Consider the following 25,887-nt stretch of genomic DNA (forward strand, 5'->3'; position numbering starts at 1 on the left):
GAATACAGGGTGGCCGAGACTAACCCACCCTCGGATGTGCCCGCCCATGGCGGCGCCGTGACCCGGGTCACTTCCCGGGACTTTCGCGGGGCTCTCCCGGGGCTCTCCCGGGGCTATCCCGGGGGCTTTCGCGCCACCGATCAGGCACGGACCCGGGCGCGCGAGCGGAAATGCGGGGGCGGGAACGCGGGGGCGGGAACGCGCGTTGTGTGGGGTAGTGGCCGACGGAGAAAGAGGGTGCCGCAGATGTCCACGAGCGGAAAGATCGCGGTTGCCGGTGTGGGGGCAGCCATCGTGCTGTTCTGGGCGGTCGGATTCTGGGCCGGACTGCTGGTTCTGATCGGTGTTCCCGTGGCCGCCTACCTGCTGTTGGACTCCTCCCAGCGTCGTAGGCTGCGGGGTATATCCAGGAAGCAGATCGGCCGCTGAAGGCGGCAGGGGGGTCAACCATGAGCACGGCGAGTCCGGCGAACCGGGCAGGTGTGGCGCAGGTCGCGGCGGTCAGCAGCAACGAGGTCTATTCGTTCACCAAGCCCACGCGCGAGAGCATCACGCTCCTCGAAGGGCTCGGAGTCGAGGGAGACGTCCACGCGGGGGTCACGGTCAAGCACCGTTCCCGCGTGGCCCAGGACCCCACGCAGCCGAACCTCCGGCAGGTGCACCTGATTCACCGGGAGCTCTTCGAGGAGGTGGCCGAGGCCGGCCACCAGGTCGAGCCGGGCCAGCTCGGGGAGAACGTCACCACCGCAGGCATAGACCTGCTCGCCCTGCCGACCGGCACCTTGCTGCGCCTCGGCGCGGATGCGGTGGTCGAGGTGACCGGCCTGCGCAATCCCTGCCTGCAGATCGACAACTTCCAGCACGGGCTGCTCAAGCGGGTGGTGAGCCGGGACGACGAGGGCAACCTGCTCCGCAAGGCCGGAATCATGGGCGTGGTCCACCGGGGCGGCACGATCCATCCCGGCGACACCATCGAGGTCACCCTCCCCCCGACCCCGCACGTCCCCCTCGACCGGGTCTGACCCGCCGAGCCGGCCACCTCCGCGCTCCGGTGCCTCGGCGCGCGGGCGCGGGGGCGGCCCCGGCTCGAACACCGGGTGGCGATCGGTGCGCTGACCGACGGTGCTGACCAGCAGCACTGACCGCCGACGCTGACCGGCCGGTCGCTCTCTCAGCCGATCCACGCACGGAGGCGCTCGCTGAGCACCACGTCATGGGGCAGCCGCTCCAGGTCGTGCGCGGGCACGTCCACCCCGTGTTGCCGGAGGATGCCGGCCAGGTAGCCCCAGTGCCCGGCCGCCATCTCTTCCCGCGTCATGCCGTCGAAAGGCTCGTCCGGACCGACCACCGACCGGGCCGTCTCCTCGATGTCCTCGGTGGAGGTCAGCTCGGCCATGCCCGACGGGCCCGAGGTGCTCCAGCCGCGATCGTCGAGCAGCACCACACTGCGGCCGTCCGCGAGTACGGCCTCCAGCCGTGCCGATACCGACAACTGCCGAGCGTTCGTAGCGCTGACGTGCAGATCGGTGTACGTGACCAAACGGGTCACCACGGTCATGCCGCACTCCTGTCGGCTCGCCCAACGCCCGGTCCTGTTCCCCGGCCCTCTACCCGGCCCTGTTCCCCGGCCCTGCTCCCCGGGCTTCCCGCCACGGCCTGCCGCAGGTGCTCGCGGAACCCCGGAGCCTACCCTCGGCGCCCCCGCCCCACCCCGCGCGACTCAGTAGTAGTCGCGCATCAGCTCCGTCGCCCACTCCGGCTGGCGGTGCTCGCCGCGCGGGCCGAACTCCGTCATGTACGGCTTGAGGTCGAGCACCGGAGTCCCCGCGACCGCGTCCAGCCCCTCCACGTGCAACTCGGGTCCGTCCGCCGCCAGCACGTCCACCTTCAGGACGCGACAGCGCGAGAGGCCCAGCCGGTTGGGGCGGTTCTTGCCGCGCTGGGCGAAGATGCCGACGAGCGGCCAGTCAGGATTGCCACGGGGGTGCCGTGCACCCGTCTCGATCTTGTCCTCCGGCACCCGGTCGAAGTGGAAGACCACTTCCACGTGCGAGAAGTCCTCCAGTCCGTACAGGGCTTGCGGACCGAACCGCTCCGGGGCCAGGCGGATCACCGCCGTCTCCCGCCCCCAGTCGTCGTCCACGACCGCCGAGCGGCCGCCCACCACCACGCCCACCGGGACCACTTCCACCGGATCCATCAGCGCATCCTCCCCCTCACGCCCGACTCGGGCACCGTACGCGCCTCGCACGTGCACCCTTTCCCGCCCCGGCAATCGCCGGCCCCGCTCAGGCCGGCCGTACAGCGACCCGGTCCAGCGCCGCGAGCAGCTCGGACAGTTCGGGAAGCTCCCCGTGCGCCTCGTGCGGTACGGCCAGCACCTCGCTCGGCTCATCGTCCAGCAGGACGAAGGCGGCCCCGCCGGTGCGGGCCACCAGCGACCACCCCGGCCCGTCGACGCGCAGCGTCCGCGCCTCGTCGCCCGCGAAGGACGACCGCACCCTGCCGGGCGGCGGCGGGCTCTGCGTGTACCCCAGCGCCTCCTCCAAGGCCCGCGCCAGCCCCGGGTGCGCGGCTGCGGCGGCCCCGCCGTCCGTGGCCACGCGCTCGCTCCAGTCGGCCCATTCCCGGGCTATCTGGTCGGCGCCCATCCGCCGCTGCACCGGACCCCAGGCCTCGGCCGACGGTGGGGTCAGCGGTACCCGCCCGGTGCCGTCCGCGCCCTGCTCGGGATCGTGCGGATCGGGGATTCCGGCCGTGGCCACCGAGAGGTCCAGCGGCCAGCCCGCCAGCGAGACCACGATGGACCGTTCGTCGGGGGACAGGTCGTACTCCATCCCGCAGTCCCACGAGGCGATGGCCATGGCTACGAGCGAGACGTCGTCGACCACGACCGTCCAGCGCGCGCCCTCCTCGTCCTGCCCCAGCACCAGGCCGTACCCGGCGGCCGCAGGCGGCACGCCCAGCAGCGAGCAGGCCTCGGGGTAGTCGTCACCCAGGATGCTCGGGAACTGTGCGGGGGTCAGCAGCACGGCTGTCAGCACGTACAGCGAACCGCCGTCCTCCTCGTCGGACACGTGGCCTCCCGGTCGTTCTCTCGTCGGCGCACCCTAACCAGCGAGTAACCACCGCGTCGAGAGCTGACGGGAGCGGATTTCCAAGCCCACCACCTGCAGGGAGGGCCGGATGCCCGCCACGGAACCGGCTCGCCGCCGGCGCCGCCGCGCCCGGGGTGACCCACGGGAGGCGCGTGCGGGGTCGTCAGGGGGTGCGGACCGCCAGCGCGAGGAAGCGGGTGTCCTCGTCGGCGTACGAAGTCAGCTGCCAGCCCGAACCGGCAAGGAGCGGGCCGAGGTTGTGCTCCGCGCGCATGTCGTCGGGGGTCAGCTCCCGGCCGTGGCGCGCCGCGAGGGCCGCCCTGCCGATGGGGTGGAACAGCGCGAGCCGGCCGCCCGGGCGGACCACGCGGGCGAGCTCGCGCAAGTTGGCCCCGGGGTCGGGCAGATGGGCGATGAGGCCGGCGGCGAACACGGCGTCCAGTACCCCGTCGCGCAGCGGCAGCGCGGCCACGTCCGCCAGCAGCAGGGCGCCCTGGGCATCCCGGCCCGCCTCGTGTGCGGCGGTCAGCATCTGCGGAGTGACATCGGCGCCGAGCACCGTTCCCGACGGGCCGACGGCCGCGCGGAGCGCGGTCAGCGCCCGCCCGGTGCCGCAGCCCGCGTCGAGCACCCGGTCCCCGGGCCGCAGTCCGAACTCGCCCACGGCGGTCGCGAAGGCGGGCTCGTCCCCGGGGAACTTGCGGTCCCAGCCGGCCGCGCGCGCCCCGAAGAACTCCTGGACGTGGCCGCGGTCCCGCGTCTGGTCCCGGGGCCGGCCCCGAGCGGGGTCCTGAGCCTGCTCCCGAGCCCGGTCCAGCGACCGGTTCCGGGTGTGGTCCTGTGTGCGGTCTTCGCTCATGTGCCCATGATCCCTCACCGGGGCTCCGGCACATGCCTGCGGAACGTGTGCAAGGTGGTACGCGGCGTGATCGAAGATGAACGTATCTCTGTCATATTCCAGCAGTTCCAGTGGCTTTCGAAATGCGGCCCGTGTTCGCTCCCTCACCCGGACTAGCTTCCGTGGCCATGGGACACCTGGACCACGCCGCCTACGGCTGGCTTACCCCCGCGCTGTCATACGTGATGGCTTCGATCGGCGCCGCCCTCGGCCTGCGCTGCACCGTTCGCGCGCTCGCCGCGACGACCGGAGCCTCCCGCCGCAACTGGCTCCTCACAGCGGCCTCGGCCATCGGCACCGGGATCTGGACGATGCACTTCGTCGCCATGCTCGGTTTCCACGTCACCGGGACCGAGATCCGCTACAACGTGCCGCTGACCATCCTCAGCCTGCTCGTCGCGATGATCGTCGTCGGCGCCGGAGTCTTCGCCGTCGGCTACGGGAAGGACCGCGGCCGGGCCCTCGTCCTCGGCGGCCTCACCACCGGCCTCGGCGTCGCCAGCATGCACTACCTCGGCATGGCGGCCCTGCGCCTGCACGGCTCGGTCTCCTACGAGCCGCTGACGGTCGGACTCTCCGTCGCCATCGCGGTCGTCGCGGCCACGGCCGCCCTGTGGGCGGCCCTCAACATCAAGTCCCCCGTGGCCGTCGCCGTCGCCTCGCTCGTCATGGGCGCCGCCGTCAGCAGCATGCACTACACCGGCATGCTCGCCGTCGCCGTCGAGGTCACCCCCTCGGACACGGCCCTGCCGGGCGCCACCGCCATGCAGTTCATCTTCCCGCTCGCCGTCGGCCTCGGCTCCTACCTCTTCATCACCTCCGCGTTCGTCGCCCTCTCGCCGACCGCCGACGAGCGGGAGGCCTCCGCGATGGCCTCCGCCGACCTCCGCCTGGGAGAGCGGGGCGCCACCGCCCCCGCGGGCTGAGGCGGCGCACGACGCAGGCCCCCGCCCAGGTCACCACCCCCACCAACACCACGCCACCGCCCCCGCGACCGTCACGTACACCTACGCACCGCCCGGAACGAGGAGCCCATGCGCAGACCCCGCAGAACACCGGAAGCAGCGGCGTCGCGGCCGCCCGCGCCCGCGCCGGCGGGTGGCCGCGGCAAGGGGCCGGGACGCCGGGCGCACGCCGGACCGCCCGCCGAGGAGCCGGCGGAGCGCGCTGCCTCCGACGTGTTCGCGGCGATACCCGGCGCGGCCGGGGGCGGTGCCCGCGGTCCGCGCCTGCGACTGCGCCCCGCCACCGTCCGGGCGAAGATCGTCTCGCTGCTGATGGTGCCGGTGGTCTCCCTGCTCGCCCTCTGGGCCTTCGCGACCGTCGACGCGGCCCAGGACGTCGCCCGCCTCAGCCGCGTTCAGCGCGTAGACCGGGAACTGCGGGCCCCGGTGGAGAACGCCATCGCCGCGCTGCAGGCCGAACGGCGCACGGCCGTACGGCTGCTGGCCGACCCCACTGCCGGCCAGGCGGCCGCCGCCCAGGCCCCCGGCCAGGCCGCAGCCCTGGACGAGCAGGCACGCCGCACCGACGGAGCCCTACGGTCGCTGCGGCTCGGCGACCGCAACACCGTGGCCGACTCCGGCGACTACCGCACCGACATCGTCGTCCGGCTGCGTGCCTTCGTCGCCGCCGCCGAGGGGCTGGGTCCGGCGCGCGAGGACGTCGCCGAGCACCGGGCGACCCCGGAAGCGGCGTACGAGACGTACACCCGGGTGATCGACACGGCGCTGGATGTGGGTGGCGCCCTCTCCGGAGGCGGCCAGGACGCCGAGCTGGGCGTCGACGCCCGGGTCCTGCTGGAGTTCGCGCGGGCCGGGGAGCAGCTGTCCCGGGAGGACGCCCTGCTGACGGCGTCGCGGCCGCGCACCGCCGAAACGCTTCGCCGCCTGACCGGAGCGATCGAGACCCGACGCGCCCTGACCGCCTCCGCCGCCCCGGACCTGCCCGCCGCCCAGCAGGACGCCTGGCAGTCCGTGGCCAAGAGCGCCGCCTACGCCGACCTCACCGGGGCCGAGGACCGGGCGCTCGCCGCCGCGGCCGGTGCCGGGGCGGCCGGCCCGCCCTCCGGCTGGGAGGCGGCCTACACCTCGGTCGCCGGCTCGATGCGGGAGATCGGGGACGCCGCCCACGCGGCCGCCGCGGACCGCGCCGACCCCTTCGGCGCGGGCGCGCTGAGTCCCGCCGGAGCCGCCGTCGCCCTGGGCCTGGCCGCGGTGGCCGCCTCGCTCGTCATCTCGGTCCGCATCGGCCGGGCCCTCGTGGTCGAGCTGGTCTCGCTGCGCAACACCGCGCTGGAGATCGCGCACCGCAAACTCCCGCAGGCCATGGACCGGTTGCGGGCCGGGCAGGACATCGACGTGGCCGCCGAAACCCCGCGGGGACCGGCCGCCGACGACGAGATCGCCCAGGTCGGCGAGGCACTGGCCACGGTCCACCGGGCCGCGCTCAGCGCCGCCGTCGAACGCGCGGAACTGGCCAGCGGCGTGAGCGGGGTCTTCGTCAACCTCGCCCGGCGCAGCCAGGTCCTGGTCCACAAGCAGCTCACCCTCCTCGACTCGATGGAGCGGCGCGCCGACGACCCGAACGAGCTCGGCGACCTCTTCCGCCTCGACCACCTCACCACCCGGATGCGGCGGCACGCCGAAAGCCTGATCATCCTCTCGGGCGCCGCCCCCGGCCGCGCCTGGCGGATGCCGATCCCGCTGACGAACGTCGTGCGGGCCGCCGTCTCCGAGATCGAGGACTACCCGCGCGTCGAGGTCCGCCAGCTCGCGGAGGCGGCCGTGGTCGGCGGAGCCGTCGCCGACCTCACCCATCTGCTCGCGGAACTCATCGAGAACGCCACCCAGTTCTCCCCGCCCCACACCAAGGTCAGGGTCAGCGGAGAACCCGTCGGCGCCGGCTACGTCCTGGAGGTCGAGGACCGGGGTCTCGGCATGGGCCGCGAATCCCTCCAGGAGGCCAACCGGCGCATCGAGCAGTCCGAGGCGCTCGACCTCTTCGACAGCGACCGGCTCGGGCTCTTCGTGGTCAGCCGTCTCTCGGCCCGCCACGGTGTGAAGGTACACCTGCGCATGTCACCGTACGGCGGCACCACCGCGGTGGTGCTGCTCCCGAACTCCCTGCTCCAGGGCGCCCTCACGGCCGCCGCACCGCAGCCCGAGGAGCAGGCGCGCGCGACCCCGGCTCCGGAGCCGGTCACCGAACCGGTCCGGGAGCGGGAGCGGCTGCGGGAGCCGTCCCAGGCCATCAGCGTCGTACGCGACGACGTGCGCGGGGTGCCGGTCCCGGACCGGAGCCCCGTACGGGAGGAGCCCCGGCCCTCCCCGGTGGCCCCGCTGCGGCCGCGCGGCTCCGCGGGCGCGGTTCCCCGTACGCCCGCCCCGGCTGTCACGGCGGCCCCCTCGGGCCCATCCGCCCCCTCGGGTCCGGCGGCCTCCGTCACCGAACTGCCGCGCCGGGTCCGGCAGGCGAGCCTCGTCCCGCAGCTGCGCGAGGCCCCCGCTCCGAAGGCCCCGGCCGGTGTCCGGGGGGCCGATGAACCGCGCGGCCGCAGCCCCGAGCAGGCGCGCGAGCGGATGGCGGCGTACCGGGCGGGCTGGGTGCGGGGCACGCAGGCGACCGGCGAGGCCGGCGCGGACGGCCCGGGCGGCGCGGGCAGTGCGGGGCCCACGGGTGGCACGGGCGGCACAGGCAGTACTGGCGAAGGCGAAGGAGCACGATGATGATCGAACATCAGAGGATCGACCTCGACGGCGTCCGCAGGTCGGGCGAGCTCGACTGGCTCCTGGACGACCTCGTGGTCCGGGTGCGCGAGGTCCGGCACGCCGTGGTCCTGTCCAACGACGGCCTGGCGGTGGGCGCTTCCAGCGCGCTCAGCCGGGAGGACGCCGAACACCTGGCGGCCGTGGCCTCCGGCTTCCACAGCCTGGCCAAGGGCGCAGGCCGGCACTTCCACGCCGGGGGCGTGCGCCAGACGATGGTGGAGATGGACGAGGGCTTCCTCTTCGTGGCGGCCGCCGGAGACGGCTCCTGCCTGGCCGTGCTCAGCGGCGCCGGCGCCGACATGGGGCTGATCGCCTACGAGATGGCCCGGCTGGTCAAGCGGGTCGGCGAGCACCTGTACACCCCGGCCCGGTTCGCGGCGCGGCCGCCGGCCGCCGGTTGAGGGCGGCGGCCTTGAGCACGAACGGCCGGTGGTACGACGCCGACGCGGGCCCGCTCGTCCGTCCGTACGCCATGACCGGCGGACGCACGAAGCCGGGACCCCACGGGGTCCGGTTCGACCTGATCGCACTGGTCGTCGTGGACCCGGCGGGGACCGACGAGGCGGCCGAGTCGCTGCTGGGGCCGGAGCACCGTGCGCTGCTCGGCCTGTGCCGGGACGAGACCCAGTCGGTGGCGGAGCTCGCGGCGGACGCGGACCTTCCCGTGGGCGTCGTGCGCGTACTGCTCGGGGACCTGCTGGAGGCCGGGCACGTCAAGGTCAGCAGACCGGTGCCACCCGCACAGCTGCCTGACGAGCGGATTCTGCGTGAAGTCATCGAGGGATTGCGAGCGCTGTGATGGGACTGCACGACAACGGGCCGGCGCCGTCCGCCGAGGGCGGAGAGGAACTGGCCTCGCTCGCGCTGAAGATACTCGTGGCGGGCGGCTTCGGCGTGGGGAAGACGACCCTGGTCGGCTCCGTCAGCGAGATCCGGCCGCTGCGGACGGAGGAACTCCTCAGCGAGGCCGGGGAACTGGTCGACGACACGGGCGGGGTCGACCAGAAGACGACGACCACCGTGGCCATGGACTTCGGGCGGATCACGATCAGGTCGGGGCTGTCCCTCTACCTGTTCGGAACCCCGGGGCAGGACCGCTTCTGGTTCCTGTGGGACGAGCTGTCGCAGGGGGCTCTGGGCGCGGTGGTCCTCGCCGACACGCGGCGGCTGGAGGACTGCTTCCCGGCGGTGGACTACTTCGAGCACCGCAAGATCCCGTTCGTGGTGGCCGTCAACTGCTTCGCGAACGCACGGCGGTACGCCTCGAACGAGGTCGCGCGGGCGCTGGACCTGGATCAGGGGACGCCGGTGGTGCTGTGCGACGCGCGGGACAAGGACTCGGGGAAGGAAGTGCTGATCCGGCTGGTGGAGTACGCGGGGCGGGTGCACACGGCGCGGCTGCTGGAGTCGGTGGAACCGCGGGCCGATTCGGTGTGAACCGGCCCGCGGTGAAGGGGTGTTGGGGTGGTGGTCCCGTCACGCGGACGGGGACGCCGTCAGTCGGCCACGCCTGCTGCCGAGATCACCTTGTCGATGTGGACGCGCACGAGCAGCTCGCCGGGGACGGCGTTGCGGCGCCCGAAGGCCTCGCCCTGGTCCGCTCCCATGTAGCGGGCGCCGATCCTGGTCGACCAGGGGAGCATCGCGTCCAGGTCCTCGCTGATCTCCGCCCGGCCCTGGAGGACGACGTAGGAGAAGGGCGGCCGGTCGTCGTCCACGCAGAGCGCGACGCGGCCGTCGCGGGCCAGATTGCGCCCCTTGACGGTGTCCTTCCCGGTGTTGAACACGAAGGAATCGCCGTCGAGAACGAACCAGATGGGAGCGATGTGAGGGCTTCCGTCCTCACGGACGGTGGACAGTTTCCCGGTGCGGGTGGAGCGGGAGACGAACTCCCGCCATTCCTCTTGAGTCATCTTCTTCACCATGGGTCCATCCTCCTTGCCGGAAAGGCCCTGGTGGGGAAGGCTGGCGGCACGAGTACGCGGGGTGGGGCGCGGCCGGTGCGGCCGCGTCGACGGGGAGGGACTGTATATGGCGCTGGACAAGCAGCTTGACTGGCTGCTGGACGACTTGACGCGGCGCGTGCAGCAGGTGCGGCACGCGGTGGTGCTGTCCAACGACGGCCTGGTGACGGGCGCGAGCGCGGGGCTGGCACGGGAGGACGCGGAGCACCTGGCGGCCGTCGCGGCGGGGCTGCAGAGCCTTGCGAAGGGCTCGGGGCGGCACTTCAGGGCGGGTGAGGTCCGACAGACCATGGTCGAGTACGACGACGGGGTCCTCTTCGTCATGGCCGCGGGTGCGGGCAGCTGCCTGTGCGTGCTGAGCGCCTCCGAGGCGGATATCGGGCACGTGGCGTACGAGATGACGCTGCTGGTCAACCGGGTGGGGGAGCACCTGGGTGTCGCGGAGCGGCGGATCACCGGCGGCTGAGAGCGGCGGGCGGCGCGGTTCGCCCTTTCGGAGTTGTCCACAGGCCCGGCGAGGTGCTGTCGCTCTGAGTTACGTTCTTCACACACAGTAATCACTCTGGTGGGGAGAGCGTGATGACACAGACGGTTCAGGCGCCGCGGGCACAGCGGACGCCGCAGGCGCTGCAGGCACTGCAAACACCGCAGGCACTACGGACGCCGCAGACACCGCAAGCGCCACAGACGACGGACATGCCGCACGTGGCGCAGGCCGCCGGGCTGATGGGCGGCGGGCGCGCCGCGGGGGAACTGGGCCTGAGCCGAAGCGAGTTCGCCCGCGCCGTCCAGCTGGGCATCGTGCGGACCGGCCCCCAAGGGGCCGCCGGGGCCGCGCGGTACACCCGGACCGAGCTCGACCGGGTCCGGTCGGCCGAGGGATTCCCGGACGCGCTGCGCGAGCGCGTGGAGACGGTCGCGGGAGCGGAGGCCGCGGCCGCCGTCCTCGGGGTCGGCCCGAGCCGGTTCACCCGGCTCGCACGCTGCGGACACCTCACTCCGGTCGGATACCGGATCAACCGCTACCGGGCGGTGGTGTGGCTCTATCTGACCGCGGAGCTACGGGACTTCGCGGCTCGGGAGCCCGGGATGCTCCGCGGGAGCGCGCCGCCGGGCGATCGGGAACTGATCGAGACCAGGGCCGACCTGCGGCCCCGCAGGTGGCGCGAGCGGCATGTCGGGCTGCTGCTGAGACGGACCGCCGACCCCTGGGAGCGGGCTGCCGTACTGGCCTCCGTGCTCCCGGAAGACGATGTGCGCGCGACCGTGCCCGACGAGGCGGAGCGGATCCTGCTCGGCGCACTCGCCCCGCCCCCGCCCTACGGGCACCCGCAGGTTCCGGCGGCCGCCGAGGTGGCGGCCCGGCTGCTGCGGGCCGGGCCACCGGACGAGATCGGCTGGTACCGCACCAGCCTCGACTTCGCCCTGACCGGAGCGAGGGGTCAGTCGAAGTCGACGGGGGAGAGGGGGCCGACGTAGACCCAGGCCCCGTTCTCCCGGGCGAAGGAACTGTGCTCGTGCAGCGAGCCGGTGTGCCGGCCCTCGCGGTAGTGCGCCCGGAACTCCACCGAGCCCTCCGTCTCGAACATCCCGCCGCGCTCGGTGGCCAGGATCTCCAGCCGTTCCCAGCGCTGCCCGGGATCCAGGTCGAGCGCGCCCGGCCGGGTCGAGGGGTGCCAGGAGCGCAGGAGGTAGGCGGTGTCGCCGACGGCGAAGGCGCTGAAGCGGGAGCGCATCAACAGCTCGGCGGTGGGCGCCTGCCGCCCGCCGGAGTGGAAGCGGCCGCAGCACTCCGGGTAGGCGGCGGGCAGCCCGCAGGGACAGGGCAGGGCTGGAGTGGCGGGCGTGGGCATGGGACTCGCTCAGTTCTTCGGGGACGGAGGTGACTACTGGGGCGATACGGCCGGCTTGGAGGCCTTGGCGCCGTAGGGACGGAAGAGCCCCTCCTGGACCACCGATACCAGCAGCCTGCCTTCGAGGTCGTAGATGCGGCCGCGGGCCAGGCCCCGGCCGCCGTGCGCGATGGGCGATTCCTGGTCGTACAGGAACCACTCGTCGGTCCGGAAAGGCCGGTGGAACCACATGGCGTGGTCGAGGGAGGCCATGTCGAAACCGCGCATGCCCCACAGCGGTTCCACGGGGATGCGCACGGCATCGAGGAGGGTCATGTCACTGGCGTAGGTGAGGGCGCAGGTGTGCACGAGCGGGTCGTCGCCCAGCGGGCCGACGGCGCGCATCCACACCGCGCTGCGCGGATCGGCGTCCTTGAGCTCCTCGGGGGTCCAGCGGAGCCGGTCCACGTAGCGGATGTCGAAGGGCTGGCGGCGGGCCATCCGCTCCAGCGCCTCCGGCAGCGTGCCCAGGTGCTCGCGGATCTCGTCCACGACCTTCGGGAGGGTGTCCGGGTGCGGGAAGTCGAGGCGGGGAGGCAGCTGGTGCTCGATGCTGCCCTCCTCCGGCTGATGGAAGGAGGCGGTCAGATTGAAGATGGTCTTGCCCTGCTGGACCGCGGTGACCCGGCGGGTGGTGAAGGAGCGCCCGTCGCGCACCCGCTCCACCTGGTACACGATCGGCACTCCGGGGATGCCAGGGCGCAGGAAGTACGAGTGGAGGGAATGGACGGGCCGGTCGCCCTCCGTGGTGCGGCCGGCCGCCACCAGCGCCTGGCCGGCGACCTGGCCGCCGAAGACGCGCTGGAGGGACTCCTGGGGGCTGGCGCCCCGGAAGATGTTGACCTCGATCTGCTCCAGGTCGAGCAGATCGACCAGCCTCTCGGCGGGGTTCGTCATCAGAGGATCTCCACTGTCGGGCCCGGCGGCCGTGACGGCGCCGGTCGGTTGCGGGTCGGGGGTCGGTTGCCGGGCGGGTGCCCGCCCGGGCGGAGCCGGGAGGAGGTCAGAGCTGGCCGAGTTCGCCGACCGAGGTGACGCGCAGGACCGCACGGCCCTCCTCGTCGGAGGCGGCGAGGTCCACCTCGGCGCTGATGCCCCAGCCATGGTCCCCGTTGGGGTCGGCGAAGGTCTGCCGGACGCGCCACAGGCCGTGCGCCGCGTCCTCCTCGATCTGGAGCAGCTTGGGGCCGCGCGCGTCGGGGCCCGTACCCAGGTCGTCGTACTCGTCCCAGTAGCCGTCCATGGCCTCGCCCCAGGCGTCGGCGTCCCAGCCGGAGTCGCCGTCGAGCTCGCCCAGCACGTTGACGTGGTCCAGGGCCGCCAGCTCCACCCGGCGGAACATGGCGTTGCGGACCAGGACGCGGAAGGCGCGGGCGTTCGCGGTGACCGGCTTGACCTGGTCGGCCTTCTCCTGGGCCTGCTCCGCCGTCTCCACCTCGGGGTTCGCCAGCTGCTCCCACTCGTCGAGCAGGCTGGAGTCGACCTGGCGGACCAGCTCGCCGAGCCACTCGATCAGGTCCTGGAGGTCCTCGGACTTGAGGTCGTCGGGGATGGTGTGGTCCAGAGCCTTGAAGGCGCTCGCCAGGTAGCGCAGCACGATGCCCTCGGTGCGCGCCAGTTCGTAGTACGAGGTGAACTCGGTGAAGGTCATCGCGCGTTCGTACATGTCGCGGATGATCGACTTCGGGGAGACGGGGTGGTCGCGGACCCACGGGTGGCTCTTGCTGTACACGTCGTAGGCGTGCAGGAGCAGCTCTTCGAGGGGCTTGGGATAGGTGATCTCCTGGAGCCGCTCCATCCGCTCCTCGTACTCGACCCCGTCGGCCTTCATCGCGCCCACGGCCATGCCGCGTTCCTTGTTCTGCTGGGCGGCGAGGATCTGGCGCGGGTCGTCCAGCGTGGACTCCACCACCGAGACCATGTCCAGCGCGTAGGAAGGGGACTCCGGGTCCAGCAGGTCGAAGGAGGCCAGTGCGAAGGTGGACAGCGGCTGGTTCAGCGCGAAGTCCTGCTGGAGGTCGACGGTCAGCCGGATCGTGCGGCCCTCGGCGTCCGGGGTGTCGAGCTTCTCGACGACACCGCCGTCCAGCAGGGAGCGGTAGATGGCGATGGCCCGGCGGATGTGGCGCAGCTGGGCCTTGCGCGGCTCGTGGTTGTCCTCCAGCAGGTGGCGCATCGCCTTGAAGGCGTCGCCGGGCCGGGCGATGACCGACAGGAGCATGATGTTGGTGACCTTGAAGCGCGAGGTCAGCGCCTCCGGGTCGGCGCCGATGAGCTTTTCGAAGGTGATGTCCGACCAGGCCACGAAGCCTTCGGGGGCCTTCTTGCGGACCACCTTGCGGCGCTTCTTCGGGTCGTCGCCCGCCTTGGCGAGGGCCTTCTCGTTCTCGATGACGTGCTCGGGCGCCTGGGCCACCACATAGCCGGCGGTGTCGAAGCCGGCCCGGCCGGCGCGGCCGGCGATCTGGTGGAACTCGCGGGCGCGCAGCGTGCGGACCCGGGTGCCGTCGTACTTCGTCAGTGCCGTGAACAGCACGGTGCGGATCGGGACGTTGACGCCGACGCCGAGGGTGTCGGTGCCGCAGATGACCTTCAGCAGACCGGCCTGGGCCAGCTTCTCCACCAGGCGCCGGTACTTGGGCAGCATGCCCGCGTGGTGCACGCCGATGCCGTGGCGGACGTAGCGCGAGAGGTTCTGGCCGAACTTGGTGGTGAAGCGGAAGTTGCCGATCAGCTCGGCGATCTTGTCCTTCTCCTCGCGGGTGCACATGTTGATGCTCATCAGCGACTGTGCCCGCTCGACCGCCTGGGCCTGGGTGAAGTGCACGATGTAGACCGGCGCCTGCCGGGTCTCCAGCAGCTCGGTGATGGTGTCGGTGATCGGCGTCGTGACGTACTCGTACGACAGCGGGACGGGCCGGGTCGCGGAGCGGACCACCGAGGTGGGCCGGCCGGTGCGCCGGGTCAGGTCCTCCTCGAACCGCTTCATGTCGCCGAGCGTCGCCGACATCAGGATGAACTGCGCCTGCGGCAGCTCCAGGATCGGGATCTGCCAGGCCCAGCCGCGGTCCGGTTCCGCGTAGAAGTGGAACTCGTCCATCACGACCTGGCCGATGTCGGCGTACTTGCCGTCGCGCAGGGCGATCGAGGCCAGCACCTCGGCGGTGCAGCAGATCACCGGCGCGTCCGAGTTCACGGAGGCGTCGCCGGTCAGCATGCCGACGTTCTCGGTGCCGAAGAGCTTGCACAGGTCGAAGAACTTCTCCGAGACCAGCGCCTTGATCGGCGCGGTGTAGAAGGTGACCTTGTCCTGGGCCAGGGCCGTGAAGTGCGCGCCGGCCGCCACCAGGCTCTTGCCGGAGCCGGTCGGGGTGGACAGGACGACGTTCGCGCCGGTGACCACCTCCATCAGCGCCTCCTCCTGAGCCGGGTACAGGGTGATGCCCTGGTCCTCCGCCCACGAGGAGAAAGCCTCGAAGAGTGCGTCGGGGTCGGCGTTCGGCGGGAGCTGATCAATGAGGGTCACACCCCCCATCTTGCCTGGCTTCCCCCCGGATCAGGGAACCGGCGGACAGAAGGAAGATCATCGACGGTACGCTGTGCCGTCGATGCGGCCCGAACGACACCGTCAACAGGGCCCGACCAGCACACCACCGGGGCGGGGAACGACCATGATGGGTCCGGCGCACTCACTGTCCGGGGCAGCGGCCTGGCTGGGGGTGGGCGCCGCGGCGGCCGCTTACGGACACCCGATGCCCTGGCCCGTCCTCGTCGTCGGCGCGCTCATCTGCGCCGGAGCCGCCCTCGCCCCCGACCTGGACCACAAGTCGGCGACGATCTCCCGCGCCTTCGGCCCGCTCTCCCGGGTCCTGTGCGAGGTGGTCGACAAGATCTCCTACGGGGTCTACAAGGCCACCCGGTCCCCGCGCGACGCCCGCCGCACCGGAGGCCACCGCACCCTGACCCACACGTGGGTCTGGGCCGTCCTGATCGGCGCCGGCTCCTCCGCGATCGCCGTCACCACGGACCGGTGGGGCGTCCTCGCCCTCCTCTTCATCCACCTGGTCCTCGCCGTCGAAGGCCTGCTGTGGCGGGCCGCCCGCATGTCCAGCGACGTCCTGGTCTGGCTGCTCGGCGCAACCAGCGCCTGGATACTGGCCGGCGTCCTCGACCAGCCCGGCAACGGCTCCGACTGGCTCTTCACCGCCCCCGGCCAGGAATACCTGTGGCTCGGCATCCCGATCGTGCTGGGCGCCCTGGTCCACGACATCGGCGACGCCCTGACCGTCTCCGGCTGCCCGGTCCTGTGGCCCCTGCCCATCGCGGGCAAGCGCTGGTACCCGATCGGCCCGCCGAAGATGATGCGCTTCCGTGCCGGCAGCTGGGTGGAGCTGAAGGTCCTGATGCCCGTCTTCATGCTCCTCGGCGGAGTCGGCGGAGCCTCGGCCCTCGGCTTCTTCTGAGGCCGGCCGAAGGCGGCCATCGCCATCGGCGCCGTCACCCCAGTCCGGTTCCGCGACTTCGACAACCTCCACGTCCGCGCGGGCCGGCTCGGGGACGCGCACGCCCTCTAGGCCTGGTCGAAGCGCTGCTCCGTGACTCCGAGATCGAGGCCGTCCGCCTGCCCTGGACCACGTAGACGGGTCCAGGGCCAGGCGGCGCGGCGCCGGTCAGCCGTGCCAGGAGCGCCACAGGGCGGCGTACGCGCCGTCGGCCTCGACCAGGGCGTCGTGCGAGCCGAGCTCCGTGATGCGGCCTGCCTCGACCACGGCGATCACGTCAGCGTCGTGCGCGGTGTGCAACCGGTGCGCGATCGCGATCACCGTGCGGCCGTCCAGCACCCGGGCCAGCGAGCGCTCCAAGTGCCGGGCCGCGCGCGGGTCCAGCAACGAGGTGGCCTCGTCCAGGACGAGCGTGTGCGGATCGGCCAGCACCAGCCGGGCCAGCGCGATCTGCTGCGCCTGCGCCGGAGTCAGCGCCGCGGCGCCCGAGCCGACCTCGGTGTCCAGACCGGCGTCCAGCGCCCGCGCCCAGTCCTCCGCGTCGACCGCGCCGAGCGCCGCCCACAGCTCGGCGTCAGCGGCCTCCGTGCGCGCCAGGCGCAGGTTGTCACGCAGGGAGCCCACGAACACGTGGTGTTCCTGGTTGACCAGGGCCACGTGCTCGCGCACCCGCTCCGCCGGCATCTGCGACAGCCGCGCCCCGCCGAGGGTGATCTCACCGGTTCGCGGCGCGTAGATGCCCGCCAGGAGCCGGCCCAGCGTGGACTTGCCGGCGCCCGAGGGCCCGACCAGGGCCATCCGGGTGCCCGGCGGCACCGACATCGACACCTGGTGCAGTACGTCGACGCCCTCGCGGTACCCGAAGTGCACCTGGTCCGCCCGGACGGCCCTGCCGTCCGGGGCGACGCCCGCGTCGCCCGCGTCCGGCTCGATCTCCCGTACGCCGACCAGCCGGGCCAGCGAGACCTGCGCGATCTGCAGTTCGTCGTACCAGCGCAGGATCAGGCCGATCGGATCGACCATCATCTGCGCGAGCAGGGCGCCCGTGGTCAGCTGCCCCACCGACATCCAGCCCTGGATCACGCAGTACCCGCCGATCATCAGCACCGAGCCGAGGATCGTCACGTAGGTGACGTTGACGACGGGGAAGAGGACCGTCCGCAGGAACAGCGTGTACCGCTCCCACGCCGTCCACTCCTTGATCCGCCGCTCCGACAGCTCGATCCGGCGCCCGCCGAGGCGGTGCGCCTCGACGGTGCGGCCCGCGTCCACCGTCTCGGTGAGCACGGCGGCGACCGCCGCGTACCCGGCCGCTTCGGAACGGTAGGCCCGGGGCGCCCGCTTGAAGTACCAGCGGCAGCCGATCACCAGCACCGGCAGCGCCACCAGCGCGGCCAGCGCCAGCGGCGGCGCGGTCACGGCGAGCGCCCCGTAGAGCAGTCCCGCCCAGACCACGCCGATGGCCAGCTGCGGCACGGCCTCGCGCATCGCGTTGGCCAGCCGGTCGATGTCGGTGGTGATCCGCGACAGCAGGTCACCGGTTCCGGCGCGCTCCAGCACGCCCGGCGGCAGGCCGACCGACCGGACGAGGAAGTCCTCGCGCAGATCGGCCAGCATCTCCTCGCCGAGCATCGCCCCGCGCAGCCGGACGAGCCGCACGAACACGGTCTGGATGCCGAGCGCCAGGGCGAACAGCAGGCCCACCCGGCCCAGATGGAGTTCGCGGGCCCCTTCCGAGAGCCGGTCCACGACCTGGCCCAGCAGGTACGGGCCGACCATGGAGGCGATCACCGCGACCGTGTTGACCCCCACCAGGACCAGGAAGGCCCGCCGGTGGCGGCGGAACAGGCCGCGCACGTAGCCCCGTACGGTCGCGGAGCTGCCCACGGGCAGGGTCGCGGCCGTTTCCGGGGCGGCCGGATCGTATTGCGGCGGTGCCACGCCGATCATGCGGATTCCTCGATCTCGGTCAGTACGGATTCCAGCCGCGGGAGCCGCTGTTCTTCCTCGGTCTCGCGGGTGACGACCGCCCGGTAGCGCGGGTCGCCGTGCAGCAGCTCCCGGTGCGTGCCGCTCGCCACCGCCTTGCCCTCGTGGATCAGGACGACCCGGTCGGCGCGGTCCAGCAGCAGCGGCGAGGACGCCAGTACCACCGTCGTGCGACCGGCGCGCAGGGCCGAGATCCCGTCCGCGATCCGGGCTTCGGTGTGTGAGTCCACCGCCGAGGTCGGCTCGTCCAGCACCAGCACCTCGGGATCGGTGACCAGGGACCGCGCCAGCGCCAGCCGCTGGCGCTGCCCGCCGGACAGAGAGCGGCCGCGTTCGGTGATCCTGGCGTCCATCGGGTCGTCCACGCCGTCCGGGGCGGACTGCAGCAGGGCGTCCAGTACGTCCGTGCACTGGGCCGCGGCGAGCGCCGCCGGCGCCTGGACCGCCCCGGACGCCGGTACGTCGAACAGCTCCCGCAGCGTCCCCGAGAGCAGGACCGGATCCTTGTCCTGTACGAGGACCAGCGTGCGCGCGGTGTCCAGCGCGAGCTCGTCCAGCGCGACCCCGCCCAGCAGGACGGAGGGCCCGGCCGCGGCGTCCATCGGATGCCCGCCCAGGCGCTCCGCGAGCCGGCCCGCCAGGTCGGGGTCCCCGCACACCACGGCGGTGAGCCGGCCCGCCGGGACCAGCAGCCCGGTCTCCGGGTCGTACAGGTCCGCGCCGGGGGCCGGGGGACGGGGGACTCCGGTGGAGACCACGGTCTCCGCGGCCTGCGCACCGGCATCCGCCTCCGGCTTCGCGTCGGTCCGCGTCAGCGACAGCACCCGCGCCGCCCGCTTGGCGGAGGGGCGCGAGAAGGAGTACGCCATCGCGATCTCCTCGAAGTGCCGTAGCGGGTAGAGCATGGTCGCCACCGCGCTGAAGGCGGCGACGAGTTCGCCGACGTCCAGCCGGCCGTCCAGTACGAGCGCGGCCCCGTACCAGACCACCGTGACCAGCAGCGCTCCCGGCAGCAGCACCTGGATCGCGGAGATCAGGGCCCACATTCGGGCACTGTGCACGGCCGCTTCGCGGACCTGCTGCGAGGCCTCGCGGTAGCGGCCGAGGAAGAGTTCCTCGCCGCCGATGCCGCGCAGGACCCGCAGCCCCGCCACGGTGTCGGAGGCCAGTTCGGTGGCCTTGCCCGCCTTCTCCCGCTGGAGGTCGGCGCGCTGGGTGGCGCGCGGCAGCAGCGGCAGGACGGCCAGGGCCAGCACCGGCATGCCGAGGGCCACGACCACGCCGATGGTGGGCGCGTAGAACAGCAGGACGACACAGCCGATGACCAGGGTCAGGGCTGCGGCCAGGAAGCGGGAGACCGCCTCGACGAACCAGCCGATCTTCTCCACATCGCCCGTGGAGACGGCCACCACCTCACCCGCCGCGACCCGCCGGGTCAGGGCGGAGCCCAGCTCGGCGGTCTTGCGGGCGAGCAGCTGCTGGACCCGCGCGGCGGCGGTGATCCAGTTGGTGACGGCCGTGCGGTGCAGCATCGCGTCGCCGAGCGAGATCGCGATGCCGAGCAGCGCGATCAGACCGCCGACCCACAGGAGCCGGTCGCCGTCGCGGTCCACGACCGCGTCGATGCCCAGCCCCACGGTGTACGGCAGGCCCGCGATGCCGCCGAAGTGGAGCAGCCCCCAGCCCAGGCTTTTGGCCTGGCCGCCGAGCTGGCCCCGACCCAGCCACCAGAGGAACCGGGGGCCGGAGCGAGCGTCGGGTACCCCTGGATCCGGATACGGAAGATCGCTGATCTGCATGACGCCCCATGACTGGTCGAGTGTTCCAAACCGTGCAAGGTTCGCGTTCTGGACCGGTCCGGGGCAATCGATTTTCCGTTGGCCGCAGCTCTTCGCAGCAGGGTCTGCTCACCCGCGAGCGAGCCGGAACCCGACGTCCTCCTCCCCCCGGGCCCGGCCCGGAGGCGCCGGATCGGCGGCCGGGCGCGTCGAAGCGGGTTCGGTATCCGCTGTCAAGGCACGAATTCCCGAGACATGACGTCCGGTCCTTCGATCATGCCTAGTGGAAAGCGACCTTCACTCCGCATGACGGCTTGGGAGAGACGAATGGCGACGAACCCCGAGATCGAGCGCTGGGCGGCCGCTGACCGAATGCCGCAGGAACACGACGGCATCTCCCTTGCCCGGTCCGTGACGGAACACGTGCGGCGGACAGGGAAGCATTTCATTTCGAATGAGACGCTCCTCCGGTTGAGTGACATCAGGCGGCGGCACGGGGCGAACCGCCCGTTCCTCGGCGCCTTTCTCGACTGCGCCCTCGACAAGCACGAGGGACGTTTCCAGAACCGCACCTACCTCGCGCTGCCGCTCCTGGAGCTCTTCATGGACGACCGGCACGCCGCGCTGAGCGCGGACCGGATGTCGACCCTGCTGATGGCCGACGTGGTGCGTTTCGAGAGCGAGGCGGCGGCCGGGTCGCCCGAGGAGCCCGGGCGGGACCGGCCGGACGCGGCGACGCTGAACACCCGGTTGAGGCACGCCTTGCGGCTCGTGACGACGGGGCTCGGTCGATCGGAGGCCGACGACCTTCCGTCGCGGCTGGCCGACACTCCCCGGTCCCGCCTCGAAGGCCTGGTCGATCGCCTGCCCCGGCCGCCGGAGACGGATTGCGCCCGGTGGTTCGACGTCACCGTCCAGCCTGTCTACGTCGTCCATGACGAATACTTCTTCATCCGCGCCCTCCAGACCCACGAAATGCATTTCACCGCAATAGCGGCAGCGATGAAGAAGGCGATCGGGGAGCTGCGCGCAGGGAATCCGGAAGGGGCCGCGGAACCGATGGACCACGCGGTCGTGATGTTCGAGCGGGCCGCGACGCTCTTCCGCGTGGTGGCCACGATGAGGGCGGAGCAGTTCTCCGCCTTCCGGCAGTACACCCAGGGTGCCAGCGCCATTCAGTCCGAACAGTACAAACGGTTCGAGAGCCTGTGCGGTGTTCCGCCCGCACCGCGCCTGCAGTCGTCCGCATTCACGAGCGTGCCCGCCGTACGGGCCGAGGTCGAAGATCCCGGACACGACACCATCACCCGGGCCTATCTCGACCTCCGCGACGAGGGGCATGTCGACCGGACGCGGTGGAACCGCCTCGACATGGCGATCAGCCGGCTGGAGGGCGTGCACCAGCGGTGGAAGTCGGCGCATCGCGGGCTCGCCGCGCGCATGCTCGGCGACGCCCATGGATCGGGCTACACCGACGGCGTCCCCTACCTGACGCAATGCCTGGGGAACCGGCTGTTCTGGGAACTGGACACCAGCCCCTGACGGGTGAACCGTCCGTCATTGCGGGCGTGTTGCAGGTTCGTGGCCATCGGGACGAGGAGGTTCCCGCAGGTGGGGCCGGGCTTCTACGGTCCGTCGGGAATCACGACCAAGGAGTGTCCCGCCATGCCCCTCGACCTGTCGGACGAGAGCCAGTACGACCGCACGCGCCTGCGGCAGTGGGCGCGCGGCCGCGCCCGCTCCCGCGGGGTGGACCGCCGCGACCTGCTCAAACTGTTCGCGGCGGGGACCGCGGCCGGCTCTCTGGGCCTGGGCGCCGCCGGAACCGCCGGAGCCTCCGCAACGGGCGCGGCCGGGACCGGAGCCGCCGGAGCCGTCGCCGCTGCGGCGCCCGGGACCGTGAAGCCGCTGCCGCCCGAGCTGTTCACCATCCGGGGAACCAACGCGGAGACGAACTTCGCCGCCCTGCGGGGCACGGGCCCCCTGACCCCCCTCGACCGGTTCTTCGTACGCAACCACACCGTCACCCCGCGCCTCGACGCGCACGACTGGCGGCTGAAGGTGTGGGGCGACGCCCTGACCGGCGGACCGGTCGAGTTCTCCTACGACCGGCTGCGCGCGCTGCCGGCGGTCGAGCGGACCCTGTTCATCGAGTGCGCGGGCAACGGCCGGAGCTTCTACACCACCCAGCAGGGCCAGCAAGTGACCGGCACCGCGTGGACCCTCGGCGCGATCGGTGTGGCACGCTGGCGCGGCGCCCGGCTGTCCGACGTCCTGAGGCTGGCGGGCCTGACCCGCGGGGCCGTGGACGTACTGCCCCGCGGGCTGGACGACGAGGTCGTCACGAACGGGGTGAACCTGGGCCGGGTGCGGCGCCCGCTGCCCGTCTCCAAGGCCCTCGACGACGTGATCCTCGCGTACGAGATGAACGGCGAGCCGCTGCCGCCCGACCACGGCGGGCCGGTCCGCGTGGTCGTACCGAACTGGATCGGGATCTCCTCGATCAAGTGGGTCGGGGACATCGAGGTGAGCGGGCAGCCCCTCTACACACCGTGGAACACCGACCTGTACCGGCTGTTCGGGCCCGACCAGCCACCGCAGGGCAGCGCCCCGCTGACCCGCCAGACCCTCAAGAGCGCTTTCGAGCTGGAGCACGGTGCCACCGTGTCCGCCCACCGGCCGCGGCTGCTGACCGGGCGCTCGTGGTCGGGAGCGGCACCCGTGCACCGGGTGGAGGTCAGCACCGACGGCGGGGTCCGCTGGCAGCGGGCCCGGCTGCACGACGCCCCGCGCCGGGGCAGCTGGGTGCGCTGGTCCCTGCCGTGGACCCCGCGGGCCACCGGTCCGACCGCGCTGCTGGCCCGGGCCACCGACGCCACCGGACGGACCCAGCCGACGACCACGCCCCACAACACGCAGGGCTACCTGTTCGACGCGGTGGTACACCACCAGGTGACCGTGGTCTGACCGGAGCGGCCTGGCGGGATTCGACGGACACGCCCTAGGGGCGGGTGGCGCGCTCCAGTTCCAGCAGGGCCGAGTAGTAGCTGCGGCCCGTGGCACGGTCCATGCCCACCTCGCACATCCGGTTCGCCGACAGGTGTGCGTCGAACTCCCGCGATGTCACCTCGGCCGCCTCGCGCGCCGTCGCCGACTCCGTCAGCTCCGGGTGCAGCATGCCGCGGTCGCCCGCGAAGGCGCAGCACCCCGCGTCGTACGGGACCACCACCTCGTCGGCGCAGGCCTCGGCCACCGCCCGCAGCTGCGCCTCGTCGTCCAGGTGCCGCATCGAACAGGTGGGGTGGAGCACCGCCGAGCCCACCGTCCGGCGGACCTCCAGGTGTGGCAGCAGCTCCTCGGCCGCCCAGACGACGGAGTCGACGATCCGCAGCTCGGCGTGGAGTGCGCGATTGTCGTCGGTCAGGTACGGGACCACCTCGTGCGCGATGCCCAGGGTGCAGGAGGACGCGTCCACCACCAGCGGCAGCCGCCCGCCGGCCGTCCAGCCCCAGGCGGCCTCCACGATCCGGTTGGCCATCACGCGGTTGCCGGCGTCGTACCCCTTGGAGTGCCAGATCGTCGCGCAGCAGGTTCCCCTGACGTCCCCGGGGATCCACACCGGTCTTCCGGCGCGCTCCGACACCGCCACCACGGCCTCCGGAAGGGAGGGACCGGGCCGGCCTTCGGGGCCGCCGAAGATCCGGTTGACGCAGGCCGGGTAGTACACCGCGGCGGCGCCCACACGCCGGGTGGCGGGCAGCTTGCCGGCCGCGGCGCCGGGGACCTGCGGCAGCCACTCCGGAACCAGGTCGGGCCGTACGGCCTTGCGCGCGGCCCCCGTCACGGCCTGCAGGATCCGGTCCCCGACGACGTCGGTGATCTTGTCGGCGGCGGCCACGGCCAGCCGCGCGGCCACCTCGACGGCGCCGAACCGAAGGGCGGCCAGCTCGGCCGCGCGCTCCTCGCGCGGGCTGTGCCGGCGGTGGCGGAAGTCCTTCATCAGGGCGCCGGTGTCGATGCCGACGGGGCAGGCGAGCTTGCAGGTGGAGTCGCCGGCGCAGGTGTCCACGGCGTCGTACCCGTAGGCGTCGAGCAGACCGTCGAGCACGGGGGAGCCGGGCTGCTGGCGCATCATCTCCCGGCGCAGCACGATCCGCTGGCGCGGGGTGGTCGTCAGGTCCTCGCTGGGGCAGGTCGGTTCGCAGAACCCGCACTCGATGCAGGGGTCGGCGACGGCCTCCACCTGCGGGATCGTCTTGAGGCCGCGCAGGTGCGCCTTCGGGTCGCGGTCCAGCAGGATCCGCGGGGCGAGGACCAGGTCGGGGTCGATGACCCGTTTGGTGCGCCACATCATCTCGGTGGCCCGGGGCCCCCACTCCAGCTCCAGGAAGGGGGCCATGTTGCGGCCGGTGGAGTGCTCGGCCTTCAGCGAGCCGTCGAAGCGCTCCACGGTGAGCCGGCAGAAGGCCTCCATGAACGCGGCGTACCGCTCCACGTCCGCGGGCCGGGCGGCGTCGAAGGCGAGCAGGAAGTGCAGGTTGCCGTGGGCGGCGTGGCCCGCGACGGCGGCGTCGAAGCCGTGCTCCGCCTGGAGTTCGAGCAGGGCCTCGCAGGCCTCGGCCAGCCGGGACGGGGGGACCGCGAAGTCCTCGGTGATCAGGGTGGTGCCGGAGGCGCGGGCGCCGCCGACGGCGGTGACGAAGGCCTTGCGGGCCTTCCAGTAGCCCGAGATGATCTTGGCGTCGCGGGTGAAGGCATTGGTCACCGAGGCCACCGGGGCCACCAGGTCCAGCCCGGCCAGCACCCCGGCGGCCCGCCGCTCGTACTCCGCGCGGCCGGCCTCGTCGGGGGCCCGGAACTCCACCAGCAGCGCGGTGGTGTCCTTGGGCAGTCCGGCCCAGTCGGCGGGGACGCCCGCGACGCTCACCGAGGCACGCAGGGTGTTGCCGTCCATCAGCTCGACGGCCAGCGCCCCCGCCTCGTTGAAGAGCGGTACGGCGGCGGCCGCGGCGGGCAGCGAGGGGAAGAAGAGCAGGGCGCTGGTGAGCTCGCGGTCCAGCGGCAGGGTGTCGAAGACGACCTCGGCGATGAAGCCGAGGGTGCCCTCGGAGCCGACCATCAGCCCGCGCAGGATCTCCACGGGGGTGGCGCCGTCGAGGTAGGCGTCGAGGCGGTAACCGGTGGTGTTCTTGATCTCGTACTTGGCCCGGATGCGGGCGACGAGCTCCGGATCGGCCTCGATCTCCTTCTTGATCTCCATCAGGCCGTGGCACAGGGCGGGCTCGGCGTGCGCCAGCTCCTCGTCGGCGAGCGGGTCGGCGGTGTCCACGACGGTGCCGCTCGGCAGGACGAAGGTGAGGGAGGACAGGGTGCGGTACGAGTTCCTCGTGGTGCCCGCGGTCATGCCGGAGGCGTTGTTCGCGACGACTCCGCCGAGGGTGCAGGCGATGGCGCTGGCCGGGTCCGGGCCCAGGACGCGGCCGTGGCGGGCGAGCGCGGCGTTGGCGCGCACGACGGTGGTGCCGGGCTGGATCCGCGCCCGCAGGCCCTCCTCCAGCACCTCGACCCCGGCCCAGTGGCGGCGGACGTCGACGAGGATGTCCTCGCCCTGGGCCTGGCCGTTGAGCGAGGTCCCGGCGGCCCGGAAGACCACCTCGCGCTGCTTGCCGTGGGCGTAGGACAGGACGGCGGAGACGTCGTCGATGTCCTCCGCGATCACGACGACCTGCGGCAGGAATCGGTACGGGGAGGCGTCGGAGGCGTAGCGGACGAGGTCGGAGACACCCGAGAGCACCTTGTCGGCGCCCAGCAGCTCGGCCAGCTCGCTGCGCAGCGGCTCGGGGGTGCCCGTCGAGGCGCGGTCGGGCACCCGGTCGGGGGCGGGGCCACTGATGGTGCGCGGGCGCAGGGCCCCCGGCTTCGGTTCCAGCAGTGGCATCTGCAGCCCCTCAACTCGCGCCGTGTCGGTCGTTCTCACTCGTTCGGCGCAGCTCCGG

At 72.6% G+C, this 25,887-nt stretch carries 23 protein-coding genes; 12 read left to right on the forward strand and 11 right to left on the reverse strand.

Annotated features, from left to right (window positions below; translation table 11 throughout):
- Positions 1-246: 246 nt before the first annotated feature.
- Together OG276_RS33175 and OG276_RS33180 are read left to right on the forward strand one after the other, a co-directional pair.
- Complete coding sequence (locus OG276_RS33175; protein WP_266913329.1) at positions 247-429, forward strand: hypothetical protein; 183 nt, start codon at positions 247-249, stop codon at positions 427-429.
- Positions 430-449: 20 nt separating this feature from the next.
- Complete coding sequence (locus tag OG276_RS33180) at positions 450-1,022, forward strand: MOSC domain-containing protein (RefSeq protein WP_266911033.1); 573 nt, start codon at positions 450-452, stop codon at positions 1,020-1,022.
- Positions 1,023-1,171: 149 nt separating this feature from the next.
- On the opposite strand, the gene OG276_RS33185 is transcribed toward OG276_RS33180, so the two are convergent.
- The 4 genes from OG276_RS33185 to OG276_RS33200 all read right to left on the reverse strand — a co-directional run bounded on the left by OG276_RS33185 (position 1,172) and on the right by OG276_RS33200 (position 3,957).
- Positions 1,172-1,558: a hypothetical protein gene (locus tag OG276_RS33185; protein WP_266911035.1), complete on the reverse strand. Its 387-nt coding sequence runs from the start codon at positions 1,556-1,558 to the stop codon at positions 1,172-1,174.
- 162 nt (positions 1,559-1,720) lie between these two features.
- Complete coding sequence (locus tag OG276_RS33190; RefSeq protein WP_266911037.1) at positions 1,721-2,200, reverse strand: SAM-dependent methyltransferase; 480 nt, start codon at positions 2,198-2,200, stop codon at positions 1,721-1,723.
- 88 nt (positions 2,201-2,288) lie between these two features.
- Positions 2,289-3,077, reverse strand: coding sequence for a hypothetical protein (locus OG276_RS33195; protein ID WP_266911039.1), 789 nt, complete (start codon positions 3,075-3,077; stop codon positions 2,289-2,291).
- 184 nt (positions 3,078-3,261) lie between these two features.
- A complete protein-coding gene (locus OG276_RS33200; RefSeq protein WP_266911041.1) occupies positions 3,262-3,957 on the reverse strand; it encodes a class I SAM-dependent methyltransferase in 696 nt (231 codons plus the stop codon).
- A gap of 167 nt (positions 3,958-4,124) precedes the next feature.
- On the opposite strand from OG276_RS33200, the gene OG276_RS33205 reads away from it, so the two are divergent.
- The 5 genes from OG276_RS33205 to OG276_RS33225 all read left to right on the forward strand — a co-directional run bounded on the left by OG276_RS33205 (position 4,125) and on the right by OG276_RS33225 (position 9,203).
- Positions 4,125-4,922 carry an MHYT domain-containing protein gene (locus tag OG276_RS33205; RefSeq protein ID WP_266911043.1) on the forward strand — a complete coding sequence of 266 codons (798 nt, stop codon included), beginning with the start codon at positions 4,125-4,127 and terminating at the stop codon, positions 4,920-4,922.
- Between the two features lie 108 nt (positions 4,923-5,030).
- A complete protein-coding gene (locus tag OG276_RS33210; protein WP_266911045.1) occupies positions 5,031-7,724 on the forward strand; it encodes a nitrate- and nitrite sensing domain-containing protein in 2,694 nt (897 codons plus the stop codon).
- Positions 7,724-8,167: a roadblock/LC7 domain-containing protein gene (locus OG276_RS33215; protein ID WP_243340590.1), complete on the forward strand. Its 444-nt coding sequence runs from the start codon at positions 7,724-7,726 to the stop codon at positions 8,165-8,167. The genes OG276_RS33210 and OG276_RS33215 overlap by 1 nt, the downstream gene beginning before the upstream one ends.
- Before the next feature lie 71 nt (positions 8,168-8,238).
- Positions 8,239-8,565: a DUF742 domain-containing protein gene (locus OG276_RS33220; protein WP_254381858.1), complete on the forward strand. Its 327-nt coding sequence runs from the start codon at positions 8,239-8,241 to the stop codon at positions 8,563-8,565.
- A complete protein-coding gene (locus OG276_RS33225) occupies positions 8,565-9,203 on the forward strand; it encodes an ATP/GTP-binding protein (RefSeq protein ID WP_266913332.1) in 639 nt (212 codons plus the stop codon). Before OG276_RS33220 ends, OG276_RS33225 begins: the two co-directional genes overlap by 1 nt.
- A gap of 59 nt (positions 9,204-9,262) precedes the next feature.
- Here OG276_RS33225 and OG276_RS33230 read toward each other — a convergent pair whose 3' ends face one another.
- Positions 9,263-9,691 carry a PPOX class F420-dependent oxidoreductase gene (locus OG276_RS33230; RefSeq protein WP_266911049.1) on the reverse strand — a complete coding sequence of 143 codons (429 nt, stop codon included), beginning with the start codon at positions 9,689-9,691 and terminating at the stop codon, positions 9,263-9,265.
- A gap of 106 nt (positions 9,692-9,797) precedes the next feature.
- Between OG276_RS33230 and OG276_RS33235 the strand changes: the two genes are divergently transcribed.
- Together OG276_RS33235 and OG276_RS33240 are read left to right on the forward strand one after the other, a co-directional pair.
- Positions 9,798-10,196: a roadblock/LC7 domain-containing protein gene (locus tag OG276_RS33235; RefSeq protein ID WP_243340556.1), complete on the forward strand. Its 399-nt coding sequence runs from the start codon at positions 9,798-9,800 to the stop codon at positions 10,194-10,196.
- Between the two features lie 230 nt (positions 10,197-10,426).
- Positions 10,427-11,209, forward strand: coding sequence for a DUF6397 family protein (locus tag OG276_RS33240; protein WP_266911051.1), 783 nt, complete (start codon positions 10,427-10,429; stop codon positions 11,207-11,209).
- Here OG276_RS33240 and OG276_RS33245 read toward each other — a convergent pair.
- The 3 genes from OG276_RS33245 to OG276_RS33255 form a co-directional block, all read right to left on the reverse strand.
- Entirely contained in the window at positions 11,173-11,583 is a 411-nt protein-coding gene (locus OG276_RS33245) for a YchJ family protein (RefSeq protein ID WP_266911053.1), read from the reverse strand. The genes OG276_RS33240 and OG276_RS33245 overlap by 37 nt on opposite strands.
- A gap of 33 nt (positions 11,584-11,616) precedes the next feature.
- Positions 11,617-12,519 (reverse strand): acyl-CoA thioesterase II, encoded by a 903-nt coding sequence (locus tag OG276_RS33250; RefSeq protein WP_266911055.1) that lies wholly within the window; start codon positions 12,517-12,519, stop codon positions 11,617-11,619.
- A 106-nt stretch (positions 12,520-12,625) separates the two neighbouring features.
- On the reverse strand, positions 12,626-15,148 hold the full coding sequence (locus tag OG276_RS33255; protein ID WP_266911057.1) for an RNA helicase: 2,523 nt from the start codon (positions 15,146-15,148) through the stop codon (positions 12,626-12,628).
- Positions 15,149-15,293: 145 nt separating this feature from the next.
- Between OG276_RS33255 and OG276_RS33260 the strand changes: the two genes are divergently transcribed.
- Entirely contained in the window at positions 15,294-16,085 is a 792-nt protein-coding gene (locus tag OG276_RS33260; RefSeq protein ID WP_266911059.1) for a metal-dependent hydrolase, read from the forward strand.
- A gap of 207 nt (positions 16,086-16,292) precedes the next feature.
- Here the strand turns inward: OG276_RS33260 and OG276_RS33265 are convergent, their stop codons facing one another.
- A complete protein-coding gene (locus OG276_RS33265; RefSeq protein ID WP_266911061.1) occupies positions 16,293-18,074 on the reverse strand; it encodes an ABC transporter ATP-binding protein in 1,782 nt (593 codons plus the stop codon).
- A complete protein-coding gene (locus OG276_RS33270; protein ID WP_266911063.1) occupies positions 18,071-19,912 on the reverse strand; it encodes an ABC transporter ATP-binding protein in 1,842 nt (613 codons plus the stop codon). Before OG276_RS33270 ends, OG276_RS33265 begins: the two co-directional genes overlap by 4 nt.
- 306 nt (positions 19,913-20,218) lie before the next feature.
- Between OG276_RS33270 and OG276_RS33275 the strand changes: the two genes are divergently transcribed.
- The gene (locus OG276_RS33275) at positions 20,219-21,433 is read left to right on the forward strand and encodes a tryptophan 2,3-dioxygenase family protein (protein WP_266911065.1); all 1,215 of its coding nucleotides are present in this window, start codon (positions 20,219-20,221) and stop codon (positions 21,431-21,433) included.
- Positions 21,434-21,556: 123 nt separating this feature from the next.
- Positions 21,557-22,858, forward strand: coding sequence for a sulfite oxidase (locus OG276_RS33280; protein WP_266911067.1), 1,302 nt, complete (start codon positions 21,557-21,559; stop codon positions 22,856-22,858).
- 34 nt (positions 22,859-22,892) lie between these two features.
- Here OG276_RS33280 and OG276_RS33285 read toward each other — a convergent pair whose 3' ends face one another.
- A complete protein-coding gene (locus tag OG276_RS33285; protein WP_266911069.1) occupies positions 22,893-25,829 on the reverse strand; it encodes an FAD-binding and (Fe-S)-binding domain-containing protein in 2,937 nt (978 codons plus the stop codon).
- Positions 25,830-25,887 lie beyond the last annotated feature (58 nt).

The organism is Streptomyces sp. NBC_00086 (assembly GCF_026343255.1).
Classification (GTDB): Bacteria; Actinomycetota; Actinomycetes; order Streptomycetales; family Streptomycetaceae; genus Streptomyces.

Coding starts and splice junctions, on each gene's coding strand:
- OG276_RS33175 (WP_266913329.1), top strand. CDS start 247: ATGTCCACGAGCGGAAAGATCGCGGTTGCCGGTGTGGGGGCAGCCATC.
- OG276_RS33180 (WP_266911033.1), top strand. CDS start 450: ATGAGCACGGCGAGTCCGGCGAACCGGGCAGGTGTGGCGCAGGTCGCG.
- OG276_RS33185 (WP_266911035.1), bottom strand. CDS start 1,558: ATGACCGTGGTGACCCGTTTGGTCACGTACACCGATCTGCACGTCAGC.
- OG276_RS33190 (WP_266911037.1), bottom strand. CDS start 2,200: ATGGATCCGGTGGAAGTGGTCCCGGTGGGCGTGGTGGTGGGCGGCCGC.
- OG276_RS33200 (WP_266911041.1), bottom strand. CDS start 3,957: ATGAGCGAAGACCGCACACAGGACCACACCCGGAACCGGTCGCTGGAC.
- OG276_RS33205 (WP_266911043.1), top strand. CDS start 4,125: ATGGGACACCTGGACCACGCCGCCTACGGCTGGCTTACCCCCGCGCTG.
- OG276_RS33210 (WP_266911045.1), top strand. CDS start 5,031: ATGCGCAGACCCCGCAGAACACCGGAAGCAGCGGCGTCGCGGCCGCCC.
- OG276_RS33215 (WP_243340590.1), top strand. CDS start 7,724: ATGATCGAACATCAGAGGATCGACCTCGACGGCGTCCGCAGGTCGGGC.
- OG276_RS33220 (WP_254381858.1), top strand. CDS start 8,239: ATGACCGGCGGACGCACGAAGCCGGGACCCCACGGGGTCCGGTTCGAC.
- OG276_RS33225 (WP_266913332.1), top strand. CDS start 8,565: ATGGGACTGCACGACAACGGGCCGGCGCCGTCCGCCGAGGGCGGAGAG.
- OG276_RS33230 (WP_266911049.1), bottom strand. CDS start 9,691: ATGGTGAAGAAGATGACTCAAGAGGAATGGCGGGAGTTCGTCTCCCGC.
- OG276_RS33235 (WP_243340556.1), top strand. CDS start 9,798: ATGGCGCTGGACAAGCAGCTTGACTGGCTGCTGGACGACTTGACGCGG.
- OG276_RS33240 (WP_266911051.1), top strand. CDS start 10,427: ATGCCGCACGTGGCGCAGGCCGCCGGGCTGATGGGCGGCGGGCGCGCC.
- OG276_RS33245 (WP_266911053.1), bottom strand. CDS start 11,583: ATGCCCACGCCCGCCACTCCAGCCCTGCCCTGTCCCTGCGGGCTGCCC.
- OG276_RS33250 (WP_266911055.1), bottom strand. CDS start 12,519: ATGACGAACCCCGCCGAGAGGCTGGTCGATCTGCTCGACCTGGAGCAG.
- OG276_RS33260 (WP_266911059.1), top strand. CDS start 15,294: ATGATGGGTCCGGCGCACTCACTGTCCGGGGCAGCGGCCTGGCTGGGG.
- OG276_RS33265 (WP_266911061.1), bottom strand. CDS start 18,074: ATGATCGGCGTGGCACCGCCGCAATACGATCCGGCCGCCCCGGAAACG.
- OG276_RS33270 (WP_266911063.1), bottom strand. CDS start 19,912: ATGCAGATCAGCGATCTTCCGTATCCGGATCCAGGGGTACCCGACGCT.
- OG276_RS33275 (WP_266911065.1), top strand. CDS start 20,219: ATGGCGACGAACCCCGAGATCGAGCGCTGGGCGGCCGCTGACCGAATG.
- OG276_RS33280 (WP_266911067.1), top strand. CDS start 21,557: ATGCCCCTCGACCTGTCGGACGAGAGCCAGTACGACCGCACGCGCCTG.
- OG276_RS33285 (WP_266911069.1), bottom strand. CDS start 25,829: ATGCCACTGCTGGAACCGAAGCCGGGGGCCCTGCGCCCGCGCACCATC.